This is a genomic window from Rhodococcus quanlei (assembly GCF_055231015.1).
This window is the reverse complement of sequence record NZ_JBUYWD010000011.1, coordinates 61,775-83,775: the sequence shown is the minus strand read 5'-3', so window position 1 is coordinate 83,775 and position 22,001 is coordinate 61,775. Positions and strand designations below refer to the sequence as shown.

Here is a 22,001-nt window from a genome sequence, read left to right as displayed (position 1 = left end):
CATGTCCGCTCCAACACCTGCTCCGGCAGGCGCCGGCGCGATCGATCTCGACGTCGGATGGAAGATCCATCCGCAGGTGGCGCTGCGCCCCGAACCTTTCGGGGCGCTGCTCTACCACTTCGGCACCAGGAAGCTGTCGTTTCTCAAGAACCGCAAGATCGTCGCTGTTGTGGAAGCACTGCCCGATCACGCTGATGTGCGATCGGCACTGCGGGCCCAGGGGATCGACGATGCGGCAACCCCTCAGTACGCGAGGGCTCTCGCCGCCCTCGCCGACTCGCGCATGATCGTTCCCGCCTGACCTGCGCCCTCATTTCTTACCTGCCTCGGGCTTCGTACGTGCACAACCTCCGTATTAGGGGACCCCCATGACCTCAGTGCTAGAACCCACCGCGAGTCCCGCTCCGGTCGGCCGATTGGTCGACCAGTTCGAACTCGGGCTCGACGCCCCCATCTGTCTGACGTGGGAATTGACCTACGCGTGCAACCTGTCGTGTGTGCACTGCCTGTCTTCGTCCGGGCGGCGTGACCCGAACGAGCTCAGCACCGAACAGTGCAAGTCGATCATCGACGAGCTGCAGCGCATGCAGGTGTTCTACGTGAATATCGGCGGCGGCGAACCCACTGTGCGCTCGGACTTCTGGGAGCTCGTCGACTACGCGACCGACCATCAGGTGGGTGTGAAGTTCTCCACCAACGGGGTGAAGATCGACAAGAAGGTGGCGGCCCGTCTCGCGGCCAGTGACTACGTGGATGTGCAGATCTCTCTGGACGGTGCCACGGCCGAGGTGAACGACGCGGTTCGTGGACCGGGCTCGTTCGACATGGCGACACGGGCGCTCGAGAATCTGGCGGAAGCCGGGTTCGAGGACGCCAAGATCTCCATCGTCGTCACTCGGCACAATGTGAGCCAGCTCGACGACTTCAAGGATCTGGCGGACAAGTACGGCGCAACACTTCGCATCACCCGGCTTCGTCCGTCCGGACGTGGCGCAGATGTGTGGGACGACCTGCATCCCACCCAGGATCAGCAGCGCGAGTTGTACGACTGGCTCGTGGCGCGTGGTGACGGCGTTCTCACCGGTGACTCGTTCTTCCACCTGTCCGCTTACGGAGATGCTCTGCCCGGCCTGAACCTGTGTGGTGCCGGCCGCGTGGTCTGCCTCATCGATCCGGTCGGCGACGTGTACGCCTGCCCGTTCGCCATTCACGATCAATTCCTGGCCGGAAACATCTTGTCGGACGGCGGGTTCCAGGAAGTGTGGCAGCACTCCGACCTGTTTCGGGAGTTGCGCTCACCGCAGACCGGCGGAGCGTGTGCGAAGTGCGACCACTACGACTCGTGCCGTGGCGGATGCATGGCGGCCAAGTTCTTCACCGGGCTCCCGATGGACGGCCCCGACCCCGAATGTGTGCAGGGCTACGGCGAAAACTTGCTCGCGGACTCGCGTGGTGAGATTCCCAAGTCGAGCGTCGACCACTCACGAACCGGCAAGCGCAAGACTCCGCGTGCTCCGGTTCCGCTGACGCTCATGACGCGTCCCCCAGCCAAGATCTGTGACGAGAACCCGCTTGCGGGAATGAAGTAGAGGATTTGCGTGATGGGCAACAACGCCTGGTTCGAAACGGTCGCCGAAGCGCAGCGTCGCGCGAAGAAGCGGCTCCCCAAGTCGGTGTACTCGGCACTGGTGGCCGGATCGGAAGCTGGTCTCACCACCGACGACAACGTCAAGGCGTTCTCGGAGCTCGGATTCGCGCCGCACGTCGCGGGCCTGTCCGACAAGCGAGATCTGGCGACCTCGGTCATGGGTCAGCCTCTGTCGTTTCCGGTGATGATCTCGCCGACCGGTGTGCAAGCAGTTCACCCGGACGGTGAGGTCGCGGTTGCCCGCGCAGCGGCGGCACGCGGAATCGCGATGGGGCTGAGTTCCTTCGCGAGTAAGTCCATCGAGGAAGTGGCGCAAGCGAATCCGCAGACGTTCTTCCAGATGTACTGGGTGGGTGACCGAGAAACACTGGTGCAGCGGATGGAGCGGGCCCGTGCTGCCGGTGCAACCGGGCTCATCATGACACTCGACTGGTCGTTCTCCAACGGACGTGACTGGGGCAGCCCATCCATCCCCGAGAAGATGGACCTCAAGGCGATGATGAAGTTCGCGCCCGAGGGGCTCACGCGTCCCAAGTGGTTGATGGATTTCGCCAAGACGGGCCGGGTGCCCGACCTGACGACCCCGAACCTCACCCCTCCCGGCGGTGAGGCCCCCACCTTCTTCGGCGCCTACGGCGAGTGGATGGGGACACCCTTGCCGACATGGGACGATGTGAAATGGCTGCGTGAACAGTGGGGAGGTCCGTTCATGCTCAAGGGCGTGATGCGCGTGGACGACGCCAAGCGCGCCGTCGACGCCGGTGTCACCGCCATCTCGGTCTCGAACCACGGTGGCAACAATCTCGATGGCACCCCCGCACCCATCCGGGCTCTCCCCGCGATCGTCGACGCCGTCGGCGACCAGATCGAGGTGACACTCGACGGCGGCGTGCGCCGCGGTAGCGATGTGGTCAAGGCCGTGGCACTGGGAGCGAAGGCCGTGATGATCGGTCGCGCCTACCTGTGGGGTCTTTCCGCGAACGGTCAGGCCGGTGTCGAGAACGTCCTCGACATCCTGCGCGGCGGTGTCGATTCGGCACTTCTCGGCTTGGGACGCTCGTCGATTCACGATCTCGGTCCGTCCGACATCGTGATCCCGCCCGGGTTCCGGCGGGACCTGGGCATCGAGTCCTGACTCCCTGGAGATGAGCCCCCGACTCACCGAACAGATAGCCCTGGCTGGGCGCACCGCCGGATCCCGGGTGCTGTTCGGGCCACACGAAACGAACCTGGGTTCGGGCAGGGCGCTGTCGGAACGCCACGTCGCGTACTACCGGCGCAGAGCTCAGGGCGGCGCCGGGATCATCGTGGTAGAGAACGCCTCGGTGCATGCCTCGGACCATCCCTACGAACGTGCACCGCTCGCGCACGAGTGTGCGCCCGGATGGCGCCTGATAGCGAAAGCATGCCGCCCACATGGCAGCGTCGTCCTGGCAGGTCTCACTCATCACGGTCTTCAAGGTTCGAGCGCGCACACCCGAACTGCGCTCCGGGCTCCGTCCCGGGTCGCAGATGTGGAGACTCGGGAGATGCCGATGGTGATGGAGCAGCGTGAGATCGACGAGGTCGTCGCCGGCTTCGCCTCGAGTGCCGCAGCGGCGGTGCGAGCCGGACTCGATGGGGTGGAGATCGATGCGGGTCCGCGGTCGCTGTTGCGGCAGTTCCATTCGGGTCTGACCAACCTGCGGACGGATGAATACGGTGGTGACCGGCTTCGCCTCACCAAGGACGTGTTGTCGACGGTACGCAGTGCGCTGGGCAGTGATTGCGTGCTGGCGTTGCGCCTGAGCTGCGATGAACTCGCTCCGTGGGCCGGGATCACGCCCGAGATCGCGGTCAGGCAGGCACGCGAACTTGCCGAGTGGCTCGACCTTCTGGTCGTGGTGCGTGGCGGCACCTTGTCCGCGAGCGCATACCGACCGGACTTCCACCAGCCCGGCGGATTCAACACGAACCTGTGCGCGGCTGTTCGGGAGGCAGTGGGTGGCAGCGCCAGTGTGGCATTGCAGGGGAGCATGACCGATCCGGAGGCCGCGCAACAGGCGCTCGAGCGTGGTGTGGCGGACATCGTGGAGATGACACGTGCGCAGATCGCCGATCCTGATCTCGTGGAGACCGTACGTCGTGACCGCGTCCACCGCCCCTGCGTGCTGTGCAACCAGGCATGCCTCGTGCGTGATCCGCGAAACCCGCTCGTCTCGTGTGCCGTTCACCCAGACGCCGGCCACGAGGAGGAGACCGCAGAGGACGAGGGCTTCGATCCCGAGGTTACGATCGGTCGCGCGTTCGTCGTCGGAGGGGGACCTGCCGGACTCGAGGCGGCCCGAATGCTGGCGCTGGGCGGCTATGCCGTGACGATCGCAGAACGCAAAGCACACTTCGGCGGAACACTCCGAACAGCCGCGACCGCAACACCGTCCCTGCGCGGGATCACCGATCACTTGGAATCCGAGTGCCGCCGAACCGGAGTGCAGATGCGGACTGCCACGGACATCACGTCCGGCGATGTCGACGACCTGGTGCGAGACGGAGTCACCGTGATCGTGGCTTCGGGCAGTCGCCTGCGACCGCCCGACTTTCCGGTGACCGGTTCGTGCATCGGCGCGGCGGAACTGCTGGACGATTTCGCAACTGGCACGGCGTCGGTCGGTCGGGGACCGATCGTGGTGTTCGATCCGGTCGGTGGACCCGTCGGTATCGCGATCGCCGAGTGGCTCCACGCTCGAGATCGGAAGGTGTCCATCGTCACCCCCGATTCCGTCGTCGGTCGCGACCTGGGCCGAACGGGTGACCTCGTCGGCGCGAACGTTCGAGCGCAACGCAAGGGTATCGTCCGGCATCTGGGCGTCCGCGTCACCGAACTGCGCGGGCAGGAACTCCATATTGTCGACAGATTCACGGGGGAGCAGCGGATCGTGCCATGCGAACTCCTCGTCGACTGCTCACAACGGCTACCCGATCGCGCAGCTGACCGACCGAATCTTGTCTACGTGGGCGATTGCGTTGCACCGCGCACCGCGCTGGAGGCGATTCGGGAGGGTCGTCAGGCAGCCCGGGTCGCCTCCATGTCACACCGACTTCATTACAGAAGATCAACCCTTACGAGTCAGGAGAACTGATGGGACAGCTCGACGGCAAGGTCGCCTTCGTCACGGGAGCGGCACGAGGCCAGGGACGTAACCACGCGATCCGCTTTGCACGCGAGGGAGCGTCGATCATCGCGCTCGACGTGTGCGCTCCGGTGTCGGAATACAACACGTACGACGCGGCGACCCCCGCCGATCTCGACGAGACGGTTCGCCTGGTCGAAACCGAGGGTGGAAAGATCATTGCCCGTCAGGCGGACGTACGAGACGGTGCGCAGGTGAAGGCGGTCGTCGACGAGGGAGTGGCGCAATTCGGCAGACTCGACATCGTGGTCGCCAACGCTGGTATCTGCAACTGGAACCGCTTCTGGGAGATGCCGGACGAGCAGTGGGAGACGCTCATCGACGTCAACCTCACGGGCACGTGGAAGACCCTCAAGGCCGTGACACCCGCAATGATCGATGCCGGGAACGGTGGTTCCATCATCGTGGTGAGTTCGGTCGCCGGTATCAAGGCGCTCCCCGGGCAGGCAAACTACGCGGCATCGAAGTTCGGGCTCGTCGGGCTGACCCAAGTCGCAGCCAAGGAGTTGGGTGAGTACAAGATTCGGGTCAACTCCATTCATCCGTACGGGGTGAAAACACCTATGGGTACCGATCCGGGGAGTCTGAAGATGCTCGAGCAGCATCCGCACTACGCGGCGAGCCTCGCCACGATTCTCACTGAAGCACCTCTCGCCGAAACAGACGACATCACCGAAGCGGTGATGTGGTTGGCGGGCGACGGGTCACGCACCGTCACAGGAAGCCAGGTGGCACTCGATATGGGCAACACCAAGGTGTGACCGAGTATCCGCGCTTGTTCACGCGGTTGCGTGTGGGGCCTCTGCTCCTGCGTAACCGCGTGATCTTCTGTGCACACCTGACGAACTATGCGGAAGCCGGCCGGCCCACCGATCGGCACATCGACTACTACCGTGCGAGGGCAGCCGGCGGTGTCGGGATGATCGTCACGGAAGAGCACACGGTTCATCGGTCGGACCACCCCTACGAGAAGATGATTCACGGCTACGAACCCTCGGTGGTGCCGGCGTACCGGGAGCTCACCGACGCTGTGCATGCCGAGGGTGCGAAGATCCTTGCGCAGCTGAACCACAACGGTAACCAGGCTTCCGGTATGTACAGCCGGGCACCGGTATGGGCACCGAGTGCCGTGCCCGACCCGATGTTCCGCGAAGTCCCCAAAGCGATCGACGGAGCGGAGATTCGAGAACTGATCGACGGGTACGCGCGTACGGCGGCACATTGCCGGGCAGGAGGCTTCGACGGAGTCGAAATCCAGGCATCACAGGCGTCGATCATGCGGGCATTCCTGGCACCGGCCACCAACCGGCGAGTGGACGAGTACGGGGGAAGCCTGGTCGATCGAGCACGGTTTCTGATCGAGACCATCGGCGCAGTGCGGTACGCGTTGGGCCCGGAACATGCTTTGGGCGTGCGACTCTCGGGAGAGGACTTCGTACCCGGGGGAATCGAGTGCGAAGAGGCAGTGGCTGTGGCCCGATTGGTCGCTGCGACCGGCAACGTGGACTACATCAACACGTCGGTCGGCGTGGCCACCGAGACCTTGCACAAGGTGGAACCGTCGATGGCGACCGAACCTGGGTATGCACTGCCGGTATCCGGGTCGATCCGCGCTGCGGTCGATGTTCCGGTTGTCGGCGTCGGCAGATTCGACCATCCGGCCGCTGCCGAGCGGGCGCTGGCCGAACGGCGATGCGACCTGGTGGGAGTGGTGCGCGGGCAGATCGCGGACCCCGAGTTCGCGGCGAAGAGCCACGATGGGGGCTCACGTCGAATTCGAACGTGTCTGGCCTGTAACCAAGAGTGCTCCGGGCGGGTGGGTTTCGGCCTTCCGTTGGGGTGTGTGGTCGATCCACGAGTGGGTGGGGTCGCCGGTCCTGTCGATCTACCTGCCCCTCGCCGGCAGGGTCGGTCGGTGATGGTGGTCGGTGGTGGGCCTGCAGGTCTGCACGCGGCGATGGCTGCTGCAGAATCCGGGAACCGGGTCACCCTCTACGAGCGCAGCGATGTGCTCGGCGGCCAGGTGATCGCTGCGGCGAGGCAGCCCACGAGAGGGAAGTTGATGGCAACGATCACCGAGGCAGTCACCGATTGCGAGCATCTCGGCGTCGAAATCCACAAGGGAACAGGGGTATCCGCCAGAATGGTTGCGGAGTTGTGCCCGGATGTCGTGGTGATCGCAACTGGGGCGAAACCCAGTCCACCTGCGTGGTCCGAGGGCCTGCGAAGAGTGGTCGATGTGCGTCACGTGCTCGAACAGCAGGTGATGCCGAGCGGGCGAGTTCTGGTGGTGGACGAACTGGGATTCCATCAAGGGCCCGGGACGGCGGAGTACCTGGCCGACCTCGGGTGCGCGGTCACGATTTGCACGAGTGCCATGGTCGTCGCTCAGGACCTCGGCATCACCCTCGACATGGAGGACTGGCGGACACGCGCACATCGCAAGAACATCAGGACCAGGACCGACGTCATCGTGTCCGCTGCTACGCAGCGCGGGAACGCGGTCGAGGTGACGTTGATGCACCATCCGACCACCATCTCGGAGACGAAGGTCTACGACCATGTCGTGACTGCACTGCATCCCGAACCCGAGGATCACCTGTGGAAGACATTGTCCAGCAGTGATGTCGATGTTGTCCGCATCGGCGACGCGGTGGCACCGCGACGACTCGACGCCGCGATCCGTGAAGGCCTGGCGACGTTCCCGAAGGCGGTGGCCCATGCCTGACCACCGTGATCTGGCGGGCGCTACGTGGCCCGACATCGACAACCCGACGATCGTCGTGCCCGTCGGATCGCTGGAGCAACACGGGCCGCATCTGCCACTCGACACGGATACGTCCATCGCGACCGCTGTGGCACAAGGGTTGGTGGAGGGCGGTGGGAGTGCTGTGGTGGCGGCTCCGCCGATTGCATACGGCGCCAGCGGCGAGCACGAGGGCTTCGCGGGAACGATCTCCATTGGGCACGACGCGCTCGAACGGGTGTTGGTCGAGTACGGCCGCTCGGCGTGTCGGTGGGCGCGCCGTATCGTCTTCGTCAACGGGCACGGCGGCAACGGACCCGCTTTGGTCAAGTCGGTGTCCTTGCTTCGCTACGAAGACCGGGATGTTGCCTGGCTGCCCTGCGTGTTTCCCGGGGCGGACGCGCACGCAGGCAGAACGGAAACGTCGCTGCTACTCCACCTTTCACCAGGCAGAATGCGTCCGGAGCGGGCGGAACCGGGGAACGTCGCACCGATCGCCGAGCTGATGCCAAGTTTGCGAGAAGGCGGTACTCTCGCCGTGTCGGCCAACGGGGTCCTCGGGGATCCGGCCGGCGCCTCGGCCGAGGAGGGGCTTGTGCTCCTCGAGGGTGCGGTCAGGCGTGCTGGAGATGCTCTCGCCCGGTGGAAGCCGGACGCAGATGGGAGGCTCAGATGACCAGTACGGGCATACTGCCGTCGATTTGTCCTGGGAGTCGGATCGAATGTGACCCGATTTTCGGGCATGTGCTGTTATCTCCCGCCGATCCGCTTACGATCGACTGATGCGTCAAGCTCGACTTCCCGATGGATTCGGGATACGTATCGATCCCAAGGTGCGCGCATACTCAGGGGGCCGCGTTCTGATCGGCGGATCGCCGACTCGCATGCTGAAGCTGGCTCCCAATGCCGCGGCGATGATCGGCGACGGCTACCTCGAAGTGGTCGACCCTCAGTCGGCTGTGGTGGCACGCCGACTCCTCGATTCGGGCGTCGCGAACCCACGCCCGATGAGCACCCCGTCGCCGAGTGACGTCACGGTCGTCATTCCTGTCCGGGACAACACGTCGGGGCTCACGCGTCTCCTCGGTGCTCTGCGTGGGTTGGACGTGATCGTTGTGGACGACGGATCGGATGTCCCGGTCGCGGCGTCCGCGTTGCCGAGCGGGCAGTGCAACCTCACCGTCCTGCGACACGAAACCTCGCGGGGTCCGGCCGCGGCACGAAATACCGGACTGCGTGCTGCGGCAAAGCCTTTGGTCGCGTTTCTGGATTCGGATGTGGTGCCACGAACCGGGTGGATCGAGGTCATGCTCGGACACTTCAGTGATCCGTCTGTTGCGCTCGTGGCACCCCGCATCGTTGCCCTCGAGCCGGAATCGTCCACACTGGCGCGATACGAGCACGCTCGCTCCTCGCTCGACCTGGGGCGAAAGGAATCGGCCGTTCAATCGGGCGGCCCCGTGTCCTATGTGCCGAGTGCCGCCATCATCGCTCGCTGCGAGGTGTTGCAGGAGTTCGGTGGTTTCGACGAGGCCATGCACGTGGCGGAGGACGTCGACCTGTGCTGGCGGCTACAGGAAAGTGGTTGGCGGCTGCGCTACGAACCGGTGGCACACGTGGCCCACGACCACCGTGTGACATTCGCCGACTGGTTCGGCCGGAAGAAGTTCTACGGAACCGGTGCTGCGCCATTGGCGTCGCGGCACAACGGGATGGTTCCGCCCGTCTCGATGTCTCCGTGGACGCTGTTCGCCTGTCTGGCTGCAGCCTCCGGTACCCGGTTCGGGTTGCTGGGTGCGCTGGCCACCCTGGTGACGATGCTGCTGCGCTTGCGCCGGCTGTTCACCGGTCTCGATCAGCCGACGCGCATCGCTGCGGTACTCACAGCGAAAGGGTTCGTTGCGGGACTCTGGCAGTTGGCGTCGGCGCTGTGCCGCCACTACTGGCCGATCACACTCCTTGCCGTTGTTTTCTCCAGCCGCATCCGGCGCGCGGCACTTACGCTGGCCGTTGCCGAAGGGATCGCGGACTGGGTCACTCACCGACAAGATGGTGGGCTCGGCCCGGTGCGGCACACCGCGTTCAAGCGGATCGATGACCTGGCATACGGAACCGGCCTGTGGCAAGGTGCCATCGAGGCACGCGATCTCGAAGCACTGAAGCCGCGACTGAATTCGGACTCGCTGAAGCCTCGATCGAAGTCATAAGTGGGCACACCCGACCTGGTGGCCGACGTCGTCGTCATCGGTGGTGGATCCGGCGGATGTGTAGTCGCCTCTCGGCTCAGTGAAGACGCGGCGCGATCCGTCCTGCTGGTCGAGTCCGGTCCCGGGTATTCATCGGTGGACGACTGCCCGGTGCGGGACTACCGGACCATGCCGGTCGGGCCGAGGAGTCCATGGGCCACCCGATACCCCGCGAACTTGATGTCCGAATTGCCGACGGAGACGATCCGCGGCCGCGTGCTGGGTGGCTCCGGTGCGGTGAACGGGGCGTACTTCGTACGGGCGCGGGCGGACGACTTCGCTTCGTGGCCGACGTCGTGGTCGTATGCCGACGTCCTCCCGTATTTCGTGCGAACCGAACACGACCATGATTTCGACGGACCGGCGCACGGCACCACCGGACCCGTACCGGTACGCCGCCGTACGTCTTCTGCGCTCGCTGATATCAGTTCTGCGTTCGTTGCCGCCGCGACAGAGATTGGTCACCGGGTGGAGGCCGACAAGAACGGCGTCGAACCGTCCGGGATCGGTCCCGTGCCACTGAACGTCTCCGGTACAACACGGATGAACTCGGCAATCGCGTATCTTGTTCCAGCATTGTCTCGTTCGAATCTAGAAGTGCTGTGCAACGCAACTGCAGCACGTGTGGCCTTATCCGGCGGAAGGGTTTCGGGCGTCGAGTTGATCCATGACGGGTCGCATGTCACCGTGCGCACCGAGTGTGTCGTGGCCGCAGCAGGCGCGATAGAAACTCCGACGCTGCTGATGCGTTCAGGAATCGGAGATGCAGAAGAGCTTGCGCAGCAAGGTATCACCGTTGTTTCCGACCTTGCGGGTGTCGGCCGTTCCGCTACCGACCATCCGGAAGTGTTGATCCCTGTTCGTGCGGTCGAACAACTCCGGCGTGGGGGTGATTGCCCGGTTCTCGAGGTTGTTCTGAATCATGATGATGTCGAAATTCGGCCGTACACAGCTGGTTTCAATCAGTTGGTGCCTGGTTCCGATGCTCTCGACATGTATGTCGGTGTGGGGCTGATGAAGTCGGAATCGCGAGGGAGCATCCGTATGCTGTCAGCAGATCCACGCGTCGCGCCCCGGGTCGAGTACCGCTACCTTTCGTCGGGGGTGGACCGACGAAAGGTACGGCAGGGGATCTCCGAGGCGCGGCATCTTCTCGAGTCGGCCAGTATGCGCCGGATCGTCGAGACGGTCGACGTGGAGAGCGCTGACGAGTGGTTGTTCGGCCACCTCGCCACGTCCCAGCACTTGTCGAGTACCTGCCGTATGGGTGACAACGCCGACTGTGATGCGGTCACGGACGAACGGTGCCGCGTCAGAGGCGTCGAGGGCCTGTACATCGCCGATTCCTCGGTGATGCCTCGAGTGCCCGGTCGTGGACCCCACGCGACCACGCTGATGATCGGCGAGCGCGTCGCGGAGTTCATTCGTATGTGACCGCGGTTACAGTGGTGAACAGTGGTGGAGGTCTATTCGATGAACGATGCGCACGGGTCTCAGGCGCGTGGCCGTGAAGGCAACCCATGGGTTGCTGTTCGTCCCGGCGAGGACGTCGACGTTCTGCGTCAGCGCCTCTCCTTCGCGCATCGGTCCTTCGTCGATCGGTCACCGGTCGACGATGCGGGCTTGTCGCCGGATGATCCCGGACAGGTGCGGTCGGTCGTGTTCGATTCGTGGCTGCGTAGCCGGCGGCAGGGGGTGAGTCCGGACTGTGCGGCCCGCTCCGGTGATCTCGGGGCAGACTTGGCCGACTATCGATCGTCGCACCCGATGTCGATCATCGAACCAGTCGTCCGCACGTTGCTCGTCGATGATGCCGAAGAGTCGGGTTTGCTGATCGCGACGTCAGACGATCGGGGTCGTTTACTGCGAGTGGATGGCGACACGTCGGCGATGGACCGGGCCGCAGCGATGAACTTCGTCGAGGGTGCCGACTGGAGTGAAGCCGCGGTCGGCACGAACGCACCGGGCACCGCGCTCGAACTCGACCACTGTGTGCAGCTCTTCGGTGCGGAACATTTCAGCCGTTCTGTTCACGAGTGGAGCTGCGCGGCAGCGCCGGTTCACGATCCCGCCACGGGTCTGATCGTCGGGACGATCGACATCACGGGCGGCCCCAGGGTGGCGGTACCAGAAGTGCTGTCGCTGGTGCGCGCTACGGTTGCGGCGGCCGAGTCGGAACTACGTCTGCATTCCCTCTCGTTTCCAGCCCGGGAGCCGGTGGGGGCGGTGAGGCTCGAGGTGTTGGGTGGTGCGCGTCCTGTGCTCGTGGTGGACGGAGTCCGTCAGACGGTGTCGCGCCGCCACGCCGAGATACTGCTGTTGCTGTCCGAGTATCCGGAGGGCCTTACGTCCGAGCACCTGGCCGTGCTTCTCGACGAGGGCGAACTCGATTCGGTGACGATTCGCGCAGAGGTGTCGCGTCTGCGCAAGGTGTTCGGCGCGGACAACATCGCTTCGCGTCCGTACCGGATCGTCACGGATTTGGATACGGATGTTCGTGACGTGCGTTCCGCCCTCGAGCAAGGGGATGTTGCACGGGCGATGCGTATTTTCGCAGGCCCGGTGCTCCCCGAATCGATTGCACCCGGAGTCGAAGAGTTGCGCGAGGAATTGCGCGCCCGGGTGCAGGCGGGTGTGCTTCGTCGAGGAAGTCGGCAACTTCTCGCGAAGTGGACTACGTCGGTGCACGGCCGGTCGGATCCGGCAGCGTGGGAGGCGTATCTGGCCGGGCTCGATCCCCGTTCTCCGTTGCACTCTCAGGTGCAGGCTCGAATCGAGCTGTTCGACCACCGGCGACGCTGACCCCACCCCGGCGAATGTCACACCTGTTCAGCTCACGCGAACCGGTGCGACAGTCGTCGGGGAGCGATGCAACGTACATGCAACGTGGCGACGTCTAGTGTTGTGGATCACACCCCCTGGTGAGGAGAACCTGCGGGGAGAACCAGATGCGAGGGAGCTATCGATGACTGTGTTTGCACGTCCCGGTTCGGCGGACGCGAAGATGTCGTTCCAGTCCCGTTACGACAACTGGATCGGCGGCGAGTGGGTGGCGCCGGTCAAGGGGCAGTACTTCGAGAATCCGACGCCGGTCACCGGTCAGAACTTCTGCGAGGTTGCTCGGTCGACGTCGGAGGACATCGAGTTGGCATTGGACGCCGCGCACGCAGCGGCGCCGGGATGGGGCAAGACCTCCGTCGCCGAGCGTGCCGTCATCCTGAACAAGATCGCCGACCGGATCGAGGAGAACCTCGAGTCGATCGCGCTCGCCGAGTCCTGGGACAACGGCAAGCCGATTCGCGAGACGCTCAACGCCGACATTCCCCTCGCCGTCGATCACTTCCGCTACTTCGCGGGTGCCATTCGCGCCCAGGAGGGTTCGCTGTCGGAAATCAATTCGGACACGGTGGCCTACCACTTCCACGAACCGCTCGGCGTCGTCGGACAGATCATCCCGTGGAACTTTCCGATTCTCATGGCGGTCTGGAAGCTGGCACCCGCATTGGCCGCCGGTAACGCCGTGGTTCTCAAGCCGGCCGAGCAGACGCCAGCATCGATCCTCCACCTGATTTCGATCATCGGCGACCTGCTGCCCCCCGGCGTCGTGAACATTGTCAACGGCTTCGGTGTCGAGGCGGGCAAGCCGCTCGCATCCAACCCGCGCATCAAGAAGATCGCATTCACCGGCGAAACGACCACCGGCCGGCTGATCATGCAGTACGCCTCGCAGAACCTCATCCCGGTGACCCTCGAGCTCGGCGGCAAGAGTCCCAATGTCTTTTTCTCCGACGTACTTTCGGCGAACGACGATTTTCAGGACAAGGCGCTCGAAGGCTTCACGATGTTCGCTCTCAATCAGGGCGAGGTGTGCACCTGCCCCTCCCGATCACTCATCCAGGAGGACATCTTCGACGAGTTCCTCGCGCTTGCTGCAATCCGCACCAAAGCCGTTCGCCAAGGCGACCCACTCGACACGGACACCATGATCGGTGCTCAGGCCAGCAATGATCAGCTCGAAAAGATTCTCTCCTACATCGAGATCGGCAAGAGCGAGGGCGCCAAGATCGTCACCGGTGGCGAGCGCGCGGAGCTCGGCGGTGACCTCTCCGGCGGCTACTACGTGCAGCCGACGATCTTCACCGGTCGGAACAATATGCGGATCTTCCAAGAGGAGATCTTCGGCCCGGTCGTCTCGGTCACCTCGTTCAAGGACTACGAGCAGGCCATCGAGATCGCCAACGACACGCTGTACGGGCTCGGTGCCGGTGTGTGGTCGCGCGATGGTGGCGTCGCCTACCGCGCCGGACGTGACATTCAGGCGGGCCGCGTCTGGACCAACACGTACCACCAGTACCCGGCGCACTCGGCATTCGGTGGCTACAAGCAGTCCGGCATCGGACGCGAGAACCACCTGATGATGCTGGACCACTATCAGCAGACGAAGAACCTGCTCGTGAGCTACGCGCCGAAGGCCCAGGGCTTCTTCTGATGAACAGCGGCGCAGCACTACCACTGCGCCTGATGGCAACCGTGGGGGCGGCGGACCTTCTCCGACGCCTCCGCGGTGTCCACGGCGCACTGATGATGCACCAGTCCGGCGGCTGCTGTGACGGCTCGGCACCCATGTGTTACCCCGACCGGGAGTTCATAGTCGGGGATCGAGACGTACTTCTCGGGGTAATCGACCTCAGGCTCGACCCCGGCGAGACGGCACCGGATCTGCCCACCGGCGACGACGCGGTGACCGTATGGATATCGGGATCGCAGTTCGAGGCCTGGAAGCACACCTGCCTCGTGCTCGACGTCGTTCCCGGCAGAGGTTCCGGATTCAGTCTCGAGAGCCCCGAGGGCATGCGCTTCCTCAGCCGCGCTCGCGCTTTCACCGCCGAGGAGAACGAGGCTCTGGCCCTGCAACGCCTCGTGACCGGGCTGGGCTGGGAGAGCGGTGAGCGACCGGATCCCCCCGCAGCTGCGCAGATCGTGACGGAAGCGGTCGAGGCGTGTCCGATCCCGAGCACCGAATGACGAAGAGGTTGTCCATGACTGTCGAAGAATCTGCGCGTTCGAAGGCCGGCAAGTCTCCCGAGCACGGCGTCGAAAAGCACAGCGTGGAGTTCCACGCCGAAGACGCCGACTACCTGCAGAAGCGCACACTCAGAAAGGGTTCCGCCGGGTGGGTGCTCCTGGCTGGACTCGGTGTCAGCTACGTCATCTCGGGTGATTACGCCGGCTGGAACAACGGCCTGGCAGAGGGTGGTTTCGGCGGCCTTCTGATCGCCGCTGTGGTCATTGCCGGCATGTATCTGGCAATGGTGCTCGGCATGGCCGAGATGTCGTCCGCTCTCCCCGCCGCGGGTGGCGGCTACACCTTCGCGCGTCGCGCGCTCGGTCCGTGGGGAGGGTTCGCGACGGGAACCGCAATTCTCATCGAGTACGCGATCGCGCCGGCCGCGATCGCCACGTTCATCGGAAGTTATGTCGAGTCGTTGAACCTGTTCGGAATATCGGACGGGTGGTGGGTGTATTTGGCGGTGTACGCCATCTTCATCGGGATACACCTCACCGGCGCCGGTGAGGCTCTCAAGGCGATGTTCGTGATCACTGCGATCGCGCTCGTCGGACTCGTGATATTTGCAGTGTCTGCCATCGGATTGTTCGATATGGGCAACCTGACCGACATCACGCCCACCGATGCAGTCGGTGCCTCGTCGTTCCTTCCGTATGGATTGCTCGGCATCTGGGCAGCAGTCCCTTTCGCCATCTGGTTCTTCCTCGCTGTCGAGGGGGTGCCACTCGCCGCGGAAGAGGCGCGCGAGCCGGAGAAGAACGTCCCGAAGGGCATCATCATCAGCATGCTCGTCCTTGTCGTGACGGGCGCGTCTGTGTTGTTTCTCGCTACCGGTGCGCTGGGCGCGGACGCGTTGTCCGCCTCGGGTAACCCTCTCGTCGAGGCACTCGGTGAGACCACGACCGCCAAGGTCGTCAACTACATCGGTCTCGCGGGTCTGGTGGCCAGCTTCTTCTCCATCATGTACGCCTACTCGCGCCAGACCTTCGCGTTGTCGCGAGCGGGCTATCTGCCCACGAATCTGTCGGTCACCAACTCCCGGAAGGCACCGACGCTGGCATTGATCGTTCCCGGCGTCATCGGTTTCGCCCTGTCTCTGACCGGCGAGGGAGCGATGTTGCTCAACATGGCCGTGTTCGGTGCGGCAGTCAGTTACGTGTTGATGATGGTGAGCCACATCGTGCTGCGCAAGCGTGAACCCGACATGCCGCGCCCGTACCGGACACCCGGCGGTATCGCGACGACGTCGTTCGCACTCGTTGTAGCGGCGGTAGCAGTCGTTGCCACGTTCCTCGTCGACCCGCTGGCGGCGTTCTGGACAGCGGTCGCATTCGGGGCATTCATGGCCTACTTCGGGCTGTACAGCCGTCACCACCTCGTTGCCAACTCGCCGGACGAGGAATTTGCTGTACTGGCGAAGGCGGAGGAAGACCTCGAATGACGATGTTCCACCAGCAGCTCGCCGGATCGACGTACACCTTCGATGGTCTGGTCGAGTTGCTTGCGAAGGCGACGCCCGCTCGCAGCGGTGACGAACTCGCCGGGTGCGCTGCGCATTCGGATGCCGAACGCGCGGCCGCTCAGTGGGCGCTCGCAGACGTAAATCTCACCACTTTCCTCAGCGATCTGGTCGTGCCCTACGAGGACGACGAGGTCACCCGCCTCATCATCGATTCGCACGACCGGTCCGCTTTCGCATCGGTGTCACATCTGACGGTCGGTGGGTTACGCGATTGGCTCTTGGAGGTGGCTGCGGGGCCGGAACCCGCTTCACGGCTGCGGGCGGTCTCGTCGGGGCTGACACCCGAGATGGTCGCAGCCGTCAGCAAGATCATGCGCAACCAGGATCTGATCGCGGTGTCCCGGGCGATCACCGTGACATCCGCGTTCCGCACCACAGTAGGACTGCCCGGGCGCCTCGCAACTCGCCTCCAGCCGAATCACCCGACCGACGATCCACGCGGGATCGCGGCAGCCACATTGGATGGACTGCTACTCGGATGCGGTGACGCGGTGATCGGTATCAACCCTGCGACCGATTCGCCGCAGGCCACCGCCGACTTGTTGCATCTTCTCGACGAGGTCCGTCGGCGGTACGACATTCCCACGCAGTCCTGCGTACTGTCGCACGTCACCACCACTCTCGAACTCATCGAATCGGGTGCACCTGTGGATCTGGTGTTCCAATCGATTGCAGGAACCGAAGGCGCCAATTCCGGTTTCGGGGTGAACATCTCGCTGCTACGCGAAGCCAACGAGGCCGGGCGCTCCCTGAATCGCGGGACGGTCGGCGACAACATCATGTACCTCGAGACCGGGCAGGGTTCGGCTCTCAGCGCCAACGCCCACCTCGGAACGGGGGGTCGCCCCGTAGATCAGCAGACCCTCGAGGCCAGGGCATACGGCCTCGCGCGCACTCTCGAGCCGCTCCTCGTCAACACGGTCGTGGGCTTCATCGGGCCGGAGTATCTGTTCGACGGAAAGCAGATCATCCGAGCCGGCCTCGAAGACCATTTCTGCGGAAAGCTTCTCGGTCTGCCGATGGGTGTCGATGTCTGCTACACCAATCACGCCGAAGCGGATCAGGACGACATGGACACGCTGCTCACGCTTCTCGGTGTTGCCGGCGCGGCATTCGTCATCACGGTTCCGGGTGCGGACGATGTGATGCTCGGCTATCAGAGCCTGTCCTTTCACGATGCGCTCTATGCCCGGCAGGTGCTGGGGCTGCGGCCAGCCCCCGAATTCGAGGACTGGCTGCGCGGCCTCGGCATGGTGAGTTCGAACGGCCGGATCGTCCCGGTGGATGCAGCCGCATCACCGCTACGAGAGCTGACGGTGACCTGAGTGACGGACCATCTTCCCGAAGAGGCGTTCTGGAACGAACTGCGACGAAGCACGCAGTCACGTATCGGCCTGGGCAGGTCCGGTGATTCACTCCCGACCCCGCGGGTTCTGGAATTCACTGCTGCTCACGCTGCTGCGCGGGACGCGGTGCACCAGCCCCTGGACGTGAGTGCGCTCACCGGTCGGGTGGAGGCGGTGGGTCTCGGTGCCCCGGTGGTCACCGTGTCGAGCCGGGCAGCGGATCGTAGCGAGTACTTGCGTCGACCGGACTTGGGACGGTTGCCCGGGAATCTCACGTCCGTGCCGGCGAGCGGTGCGGATGTGGGATTCGTTCTGGCCGACGGGTTGTCACCGAGAGCGTTGGCCGAGCACGGTGCGCCATTGCTGACCGCGCTCGTGGACGAGCTGTCCGATCACTACACGCTCGCGCCGCCGGTTATTGCCACCCAGGCCCGTGTGGCGTTGGGGGACCACATCGCAGAGGCGATGGGAGTTCGCACGCTCCTTGTGCTGATAGGGGAGCGGCCGGGACTGTCGGTTGCAGACAGCCTCGGGATCTATCTGACTCACCTGCCGCGTCCCGGTCGTGCGGATTCGGATCGCAACTGCATCTCCAACATTCATCCGCCGGAAGGCTTGGGCTATCGCCGTGCCGCCCGGGTTTCTGCGAATCTGGTCGGTGGCGCACGACGTCTGGGCAGGTCCGGTGTGGCTCTCAAGGACACATTCCGTGACGATGAACTCTCGGACCGGGCCCACATTCCCGAGCTCTGATGGTGTTCGATGGCTGTGACAGGTTCCGTCGGGTATCACTAGGAGAAGAACAATGGCCTTTGCAGGCAATGTGGACGAGCTCGCGTTGTTGCAGGCGGTGCGTCTGAAAGAGCAGGTCGGTTCGGTCGTGCTCGCAGAACACCTCGGGGTGAGTGCGTCGTCCGGTCAGGCCGCGTACGACGCGCTCGTGACGCAGGGCAAGGCCGAGGAGGTCGCCGACGGAAAGATCACGCTCACGGCCGTGGGGTTGAAGGAGCTCGAGGATCAACTCGACGCCGAGCGCGTCTCCATCGACGAGGACTCCATAGCTGAGGTGTACGAGCGTTTCGAGCCGTTGCACGAGCAGTTCTTGGAGGTGGTGGCAGAAGCCGACGTCGCTGGACTGAAGGTGCTCGATGGCAAGGCAGCCGATGTGTTCGACGACCTTTCTGCCTTCGTGCCGCGTCTGTCGCGCTATCAGGATCTGTTCGCCGACGCACTCGCCAAGGTGGATGCCGGTGACACCAAGTGGATCGCCGAGCCGGTGATCGACTCGTACGGCACGGTGTGGACGGAACTTCGCCTCGAACTGATGGGCGCAGCCGGACGCACGCCTGCCTGATTCCCGCCCCTCGCGCCGACCGATGTCACACCGGTTCTACTCACGCGAACCGGTGTGACATCGGTCGGGTGCAGTGAGCGGTGGTTGGTCCCCCCATCCGGGGGTGGCGACATCGTGACGTGCATCACTATCGTTCTCCTCGACCCAGCGAGGAGAGGACTTCCATCATGAGCGCACCCCCACCCAGCTACGCATTCGGCGTCTGGGATACCGCGATGCTGGGCGACACCATCGGGGAAAATCTCGACCGCACGGTGGCCGCGCACGGCAGTCGTGACGCCCTCGTCGACCAACCGAGTGGACGCCGCTGGACGTACGATGAATTCGCGCAGCAAGTGGATGCGTTGGCGGCCGGTCTGATCGGAATGGGTGTCGCGAAGGGTGATCGAGTCGGCATCTGGGCACCCAACTGCCCGGAGTGGACCTTTGTTCAATACGCAACCGCGAAGCTTGGTGCGATTCTCGTCAACATCAACCCCGCGTATCGCGAACACGAATTGAAGTATGTTCTCGGACAGGCCGGTATCGGGTATCTGGTTTCGGCGCCGAAGTTCAAGACCTCCGATTACACGCAGATGATCCGATCGGTGAAGCCGGATTGTCCTGAACTCCGTTCGGTCGTCCTCCTCGAATCCGATGAATGGGAGGCGTTGTTCGCGAACGGGTCGGCGATGTTGTCGACCGATCCGAACCTGGTACGACGTGCCCAGCAGGCGTTGTCGATGGACGATCCGATCAACATTCAGTACACGTCTGGCACCACGGGTTTCCCCAAGGGTGCCACGTTGAGTCACCACAACATCCTCAACAACGGCTATTTCGTCGGGGAACTGTGCCACTACACCGAGCGCGATCGCATCTGTATCCCGGTGCCTTTCTATCACTGCTTCGGAATGGTGATGGGTAATCTCGCGGCCACCAGTCATGGTGCAGCCATGGTGATTCCGGGCGCGTCATTCGACCCACGTGCCACACTCGAAGCGGTACAAGTCGAGAGTTGTACCTCGCTGTACGGAGTGCCGACGATGTTCATCGCCGAACTTGCGCACCCTGATTTCGGCAGTTTCGACCTGTCCAGCCTGCGGACCGGAATCATGGCCGGTTCGCCGTGTCCGGTCGGGGTGATGAGGCAGGTGATCGACCGGATGGGTATGTCCGAGGTGTCGATTTGTTACGGCATGACCGAAACGTCGCCGGTCTCGCTGCAGACCCGGTCCGACGACACCATCGAGCAGCGCGTCTCAACGGTCGGGCGGGCCGGACCTCACCTCGAGGTCAAGGTCGTCGATCCGGTCACGGGCTTGACGGTGCCGCGCGGGGCACCAGGCGAGTTGTGTACTCGCGGGTACTCGGTCATGTTGGGGTACTGGGAAAACCGGGACAAGACGGCCGAGGCGATCGATGGGGCCCGGTGGATGCACACCGGGGACATCGGGGTGATGGACGACGAGGGCTACGTCGCGATCACCGGACGGATCAAGGACATGATCATCCGCGGTGGCGAGAACGTATATCCCCGGGAGATCGAAGAATTCCTCTACACCCACCCGGACGTACTCGACGCCCAAGTGATCGGTGTTCCCGACACCAAATACGGTGAAGAATTGATGGCATGGATACAGATGAAGGAAGGCGCCACGCCGCTGAATTCCGATGCGGTTCGTGACTTCTGCACGGGACAACTCGCGCACTACAAGATTCCTCGGTACGTACATGTCGTCGACGAATTCCCGATGACGGTGACCGGAAAAGTACGCAAAGTGGAGATGCGGGAGAAGTCGCTGAATTTGATCGGCAGTGCGACCGAAACCGGCTCGTGATGTAAGCGACCGGTGTGTTCGCGGTGAAACGTTCGGCAACGATTCGTACAACCGTCCACCGAATTGGGTCCGGTGGGGCTATCTTCGAACCGAGAGCGGGCGCTCCGTTCGTAGGGCCGAAGGAATAGCGTGGAGAGGAGTGGCCATGATCGGCGAAATCATCGGACTCATCATTTTCGGTGCGGTCATCGGTGTTCTGGCGCGGCTCGTAATTCCCGGTAAGCAGGCGATGGGATGGATCATCACCATCGTGCTGGGTATCGCGGGTGCTCTGATCGGTTACTGGTTGTGGGACCTGCTCGGTGGTACCGACACCGGCGGCATCGACTGGTGGCGCTGGATCATCAGTATTGCGGCGGCAGTCGTTCTGACCCTGGGTTACGTGGCGATCACCGGCAAGAAGAAGGCCTGACTTTCGTCACTCTACGAGGCTTTGGAAGTCGAGAAGAACCCCGTCCGAGTGGCGGGGTTCTTTTCGTCTACCCGGGCATCAGTGCGGCACGGCTCATTTCGCGAAGAATTCGCCGCGTTCGAGTTTGGGTGGACGGCGGTGCACTGTGCGGAGTCGAGTTGATGAGGCCGAATGTCGCATGCGCCTTGGTGCGCGCGTCGGTTTCGTTCAGGTCCGGGTTCACTTCCATCAGGATGCGTACCCAGATCTCGACGTAGCGGCGCTGCATGTGGCGCACCTGCCGTCTTGCGTCGTCGGGAAGCGACTGCAGATCGCGGTCCTGGATGCGAATCAGGTCGGGCTCTCCGAGTGCGAAGTCGAGATGGAACTCGATCAGACCCTCGAGGGCGTGCTCGGCATCGGCCGCTTCCGACACCACGGCACCGCCGCCGGCGAGGAGTCGTCGGCTGATACCCACCAGGAGTTCGACGAGCACCGCATCCTTGTTGGGGAAGTGGCGGTAGACGGCCGGTCCGCTGATTCCGACGGCGGAGCCGAGGTCTTCGAGGCGCACGCCGGCGAAACCGCGCTCGGCGATCAACTCTGCAGCAGCGCGCAGCAGTTGCTTGCGCCGATCGGCCTTCATCCGGTCGCGCCGGGTGGGCGCCTCGGCAGCGTCCGTCAGCTCGT

Annotated in this window: 19 protein-coding genes; 18 read left to right on the top strand and 1 reads right to left on the bottom strand. The window is 63.8% G+C overall.

Annotation, left to right across the window (positions count from 1 at the left end):
• The first annotated feature begins 1 nt into the window (after position 1).
• From mftB to ACZI8Q_RS09180, 18 genes are all read left to right on the top strand, one after another.
• Positions 2 to 301 carry a mycofactocin biosynthesis chaperone MftB gene (mftB, locus tag ACZI8Q_RS09265; RefSeq protein ID WP_463373229.1) on the top strand — a complete coding sequence of 100 codons (300 nt, stop codon included), beginning with the start codon at positions 2 to 4 and terminating at the stop codon, positions 299 to 301.
• Positions 302 to 368: 67 nt separating this feature from the next.
• Positions 369 to 1,589 carry a mycofactocin radical SAM maturase gene (mftC, locus tag ACZI8Q_RS09260; RefSeq protein WP_463373228.1) on the top strand — a complete coding sequence of 407 codons (1,221 nt, stop codon included), beginning with the start codon at positions 369 to 371 and terminating at the stop codon, positions 1,587 to 1,589.
• Between the two features lie 12 nt (positions 1,590 to 1,601).
• Positions 1,602 to 2,783 carry a pre-mycofactocin synthase MftD gene (mftD, locus tag ACZI8Q_RS09255; RefSeq protein WP_463373227.1) on the top strand — a complete coding sequence of 394 codons (1,182 nt, stop codon included), beginning with the start codon at positions 1,602 to 1,604 and terminating at the stop codon, positions 2,781 to 2,783.
• A gap of 10 nt (positions 2,784 to 2,793) precedes the next feature.
• Positions 2,794 to 4,767: a mycofactocin system FadH/OYE family oxidoreductase 1 gene (locus ACZI8Q_RS09250; RefSeq protein ID WP_463373226.1), complete on the top strand. Its 1,974-nt coding sequence runs from the start codon at positions 2,794 to 2,796 to the stop codon at positions 4,765 to 4,767.
• Positions 4,767 to 5,579, top strand: a complete 813-nt coding sequence (locus ACZI8Q_RS09245; protein WP_463373225.1) for a mycofactocin-coupled SDR family oxidoreductase — start codon at positions 4,767 to 4,769, stop codon at positions 5,577 to 5,579. Before ACZI8Q_RS09250 ends, ACZI8Q_RS09245 begins: the two co-directional genes overlap by 1 nt.
• Positions 5,576 to 7,546, top strand: coding sequence for a mycofactocin system FadH/OYE family oxidoreductase 2 (locus ACZI8Q_RS09240; protein ID WP_463373224.1), 1,971 nt, complete (start codon positions 5,576 to 5,578; stop codon positions 7,544 to 7,546). Before ACZI8Q_RS09245 ends, ACZI8Q_RS09240 begins: the two co-directional genes overlap by 4 nt.
• Entirely contained in the window at positions 7,539 to 8,240 is a 702-nt protein-coding gene (gene mftE / locus ACZI8Q_RS09235) for a mycofactocin biosynthesis peptidyl-dipeptidase MftE (protein ID WP_463373223.1), read from the top strand. The genes ACZI8Q_RS09240 and mftE overlap by 8 nt, the downstream gene beginning before the upstream one ends.
• Before the next feature lie 106 nt (positions 8,241 to 8,346).
• Complete coding sequence (gene mftF, locus ACZI8Q_RS09230) at positions 8,347 to 9,771, top strand: mycofactocin biosynthesis glycosyltransferase MftF (protein ID WP_463373222.1); 1,425 nt, start codon at positions 8,347 to 8,349, stop codon at positions 9,769 to 9,771.
• Positions 9,772 to 11,244 carry a mycofactocin dehydrogenase MftG gene (gene mftG / locus ACZI8Q_RS09225; protein ID WP_463373221.1) on the top strand — a complete coding sequence of 491 codons (1,473 nt, stop codon included), beginning with the start codon at positions 9,772 to 9,774 and terminating at the stop codon, positions 11,242 to 11,244.
• Positions 11,245 to 11,283: 39 nt separating this feature from the next.
• Entirely contained in the window at positions 11,284 to 12,612 is a 1,329-nt protein-coding gene (locus ACZI8Q_RS09220; protein WP_463373494.1) for a transcriptional regulator, read from the top strand.
• 163 nt (positions 12,613 to 12,775) lie between these two features.
• Complete coding sequence (gene adh, locus ACZI8Q_RS09215) at positions 12,776 to 14,299, top strand: aldehyde dehydrogenase (RefSeq protein ID WP_463373220.1); 1,524 nt, start codon at positions 12,776 to 12,778, stop codon at positions 14,297 to 14,299.
• Entirely contained in the window at positions 14,299 to 14,835 is a 537-nt protein-coding gene (locus ACZI8Q_RS09210; RefSeq protein WP_463373219.1) for a DUF779 domain-containing protein, read from the top strand. Before adh ends, ACZI8Q_RS09210 begins: the two co-directional genes overlap by 1 nt.
• 14 nt (positions 14,836 to 14,849) lie before the next feature.
• Positions 14,850 to 16,319 carry an ethanolamine permease gene (gene eat, locus ACZI8Q_RS09205; protein ID WP_463373218.1) on the top strand — a complete coding sequence of 490 codons (1,470 nt, stop codon included), beginning with the start codon at positions 14,850 to 14,852 and terminating at the stop codon, positions 16,317 to 16,319.
• A complete protein-coding gene (locus ACZI8Q_RS09200; protein WP_463373217.1) occupies positions 16,316 to 17,725 on the top strand; it encodes an ethanolamine ammonia-lyase subunit EutB in 1,410 nt (469 codons plus the stop codon). Before eat ends, ACZI8Q_RS09200 begins: the two co-directional genes overlap by 4 nt.
• On the top strand, positions 17,726 to 18,499 hold the full coding sequence (gene eutC / locus ACZI8Q_RS09195; protein ID WP_463373216.1) for an ethanolamine ammonia-lyase subunit EutC: 774 nt from the start codon (positions 17,726 to 17,728) through the stop codon (positions 18,497 to 18,499).
• A 52-nt stretch (positions 18,500 to 18,551) separates the two neighbouring features.
• On the top strand, positions 18,552 to 19,100 hold the full coding sequence (locus tag ACZI8Q_RS09190; RefSeq protein WP_463373215.1) for a hypothetical protein: 549 nt from the start codon (positions 18,552 to 18,554) through the stop codon (positions 19,098 to 19,100).
• Between the two features lie 167 nt (positions 19,101 to 19,267).
• Positions 19,268 to 20,920 carry an AMP-binding protein gene (locus ACZI8Q_RS09185; protein WP_463373214.1) on the top strand — a complete coding sequence of 551 codons (1,653 nt, stop codon included), beginning with the start codon at positions 19,268 to 19,270 and terminating at the stop codon, positions 20,918 to 20,920.
• A 145-nt stretch (positions 20,921 to 21,065) separates the two neighbouring features.
• Entirely contained in the window at positions 21,066 to 21,332 is a 267-nt protein-coding gene (locus ACZI8Q_RS09180; RefSeq protein WP_463373213.1) for a GlsB/YeaQ/YmgE family stress response membrane protein, read from the top strand.
• 67 nt (positions 21,333 to 21,399) lie between these two features.
• On the opposite strand, the gene ACZI8Q_RS09175 is transcribed toward ACZI8Q_RS09180, so the two are convergent.
• Entirely contained in the window at positions 21,400 to 21,957 is a 558-nt protein-coding gene (locus ACZI8Q_RS09175) for an SACE_7040 family transcriptional regulator (RefSeq protein WP_463373493.1), read from the bottom strand.
• Between the last annotated feature and the right edge of the window lie 44 nt (positions 21,958 to 22,001).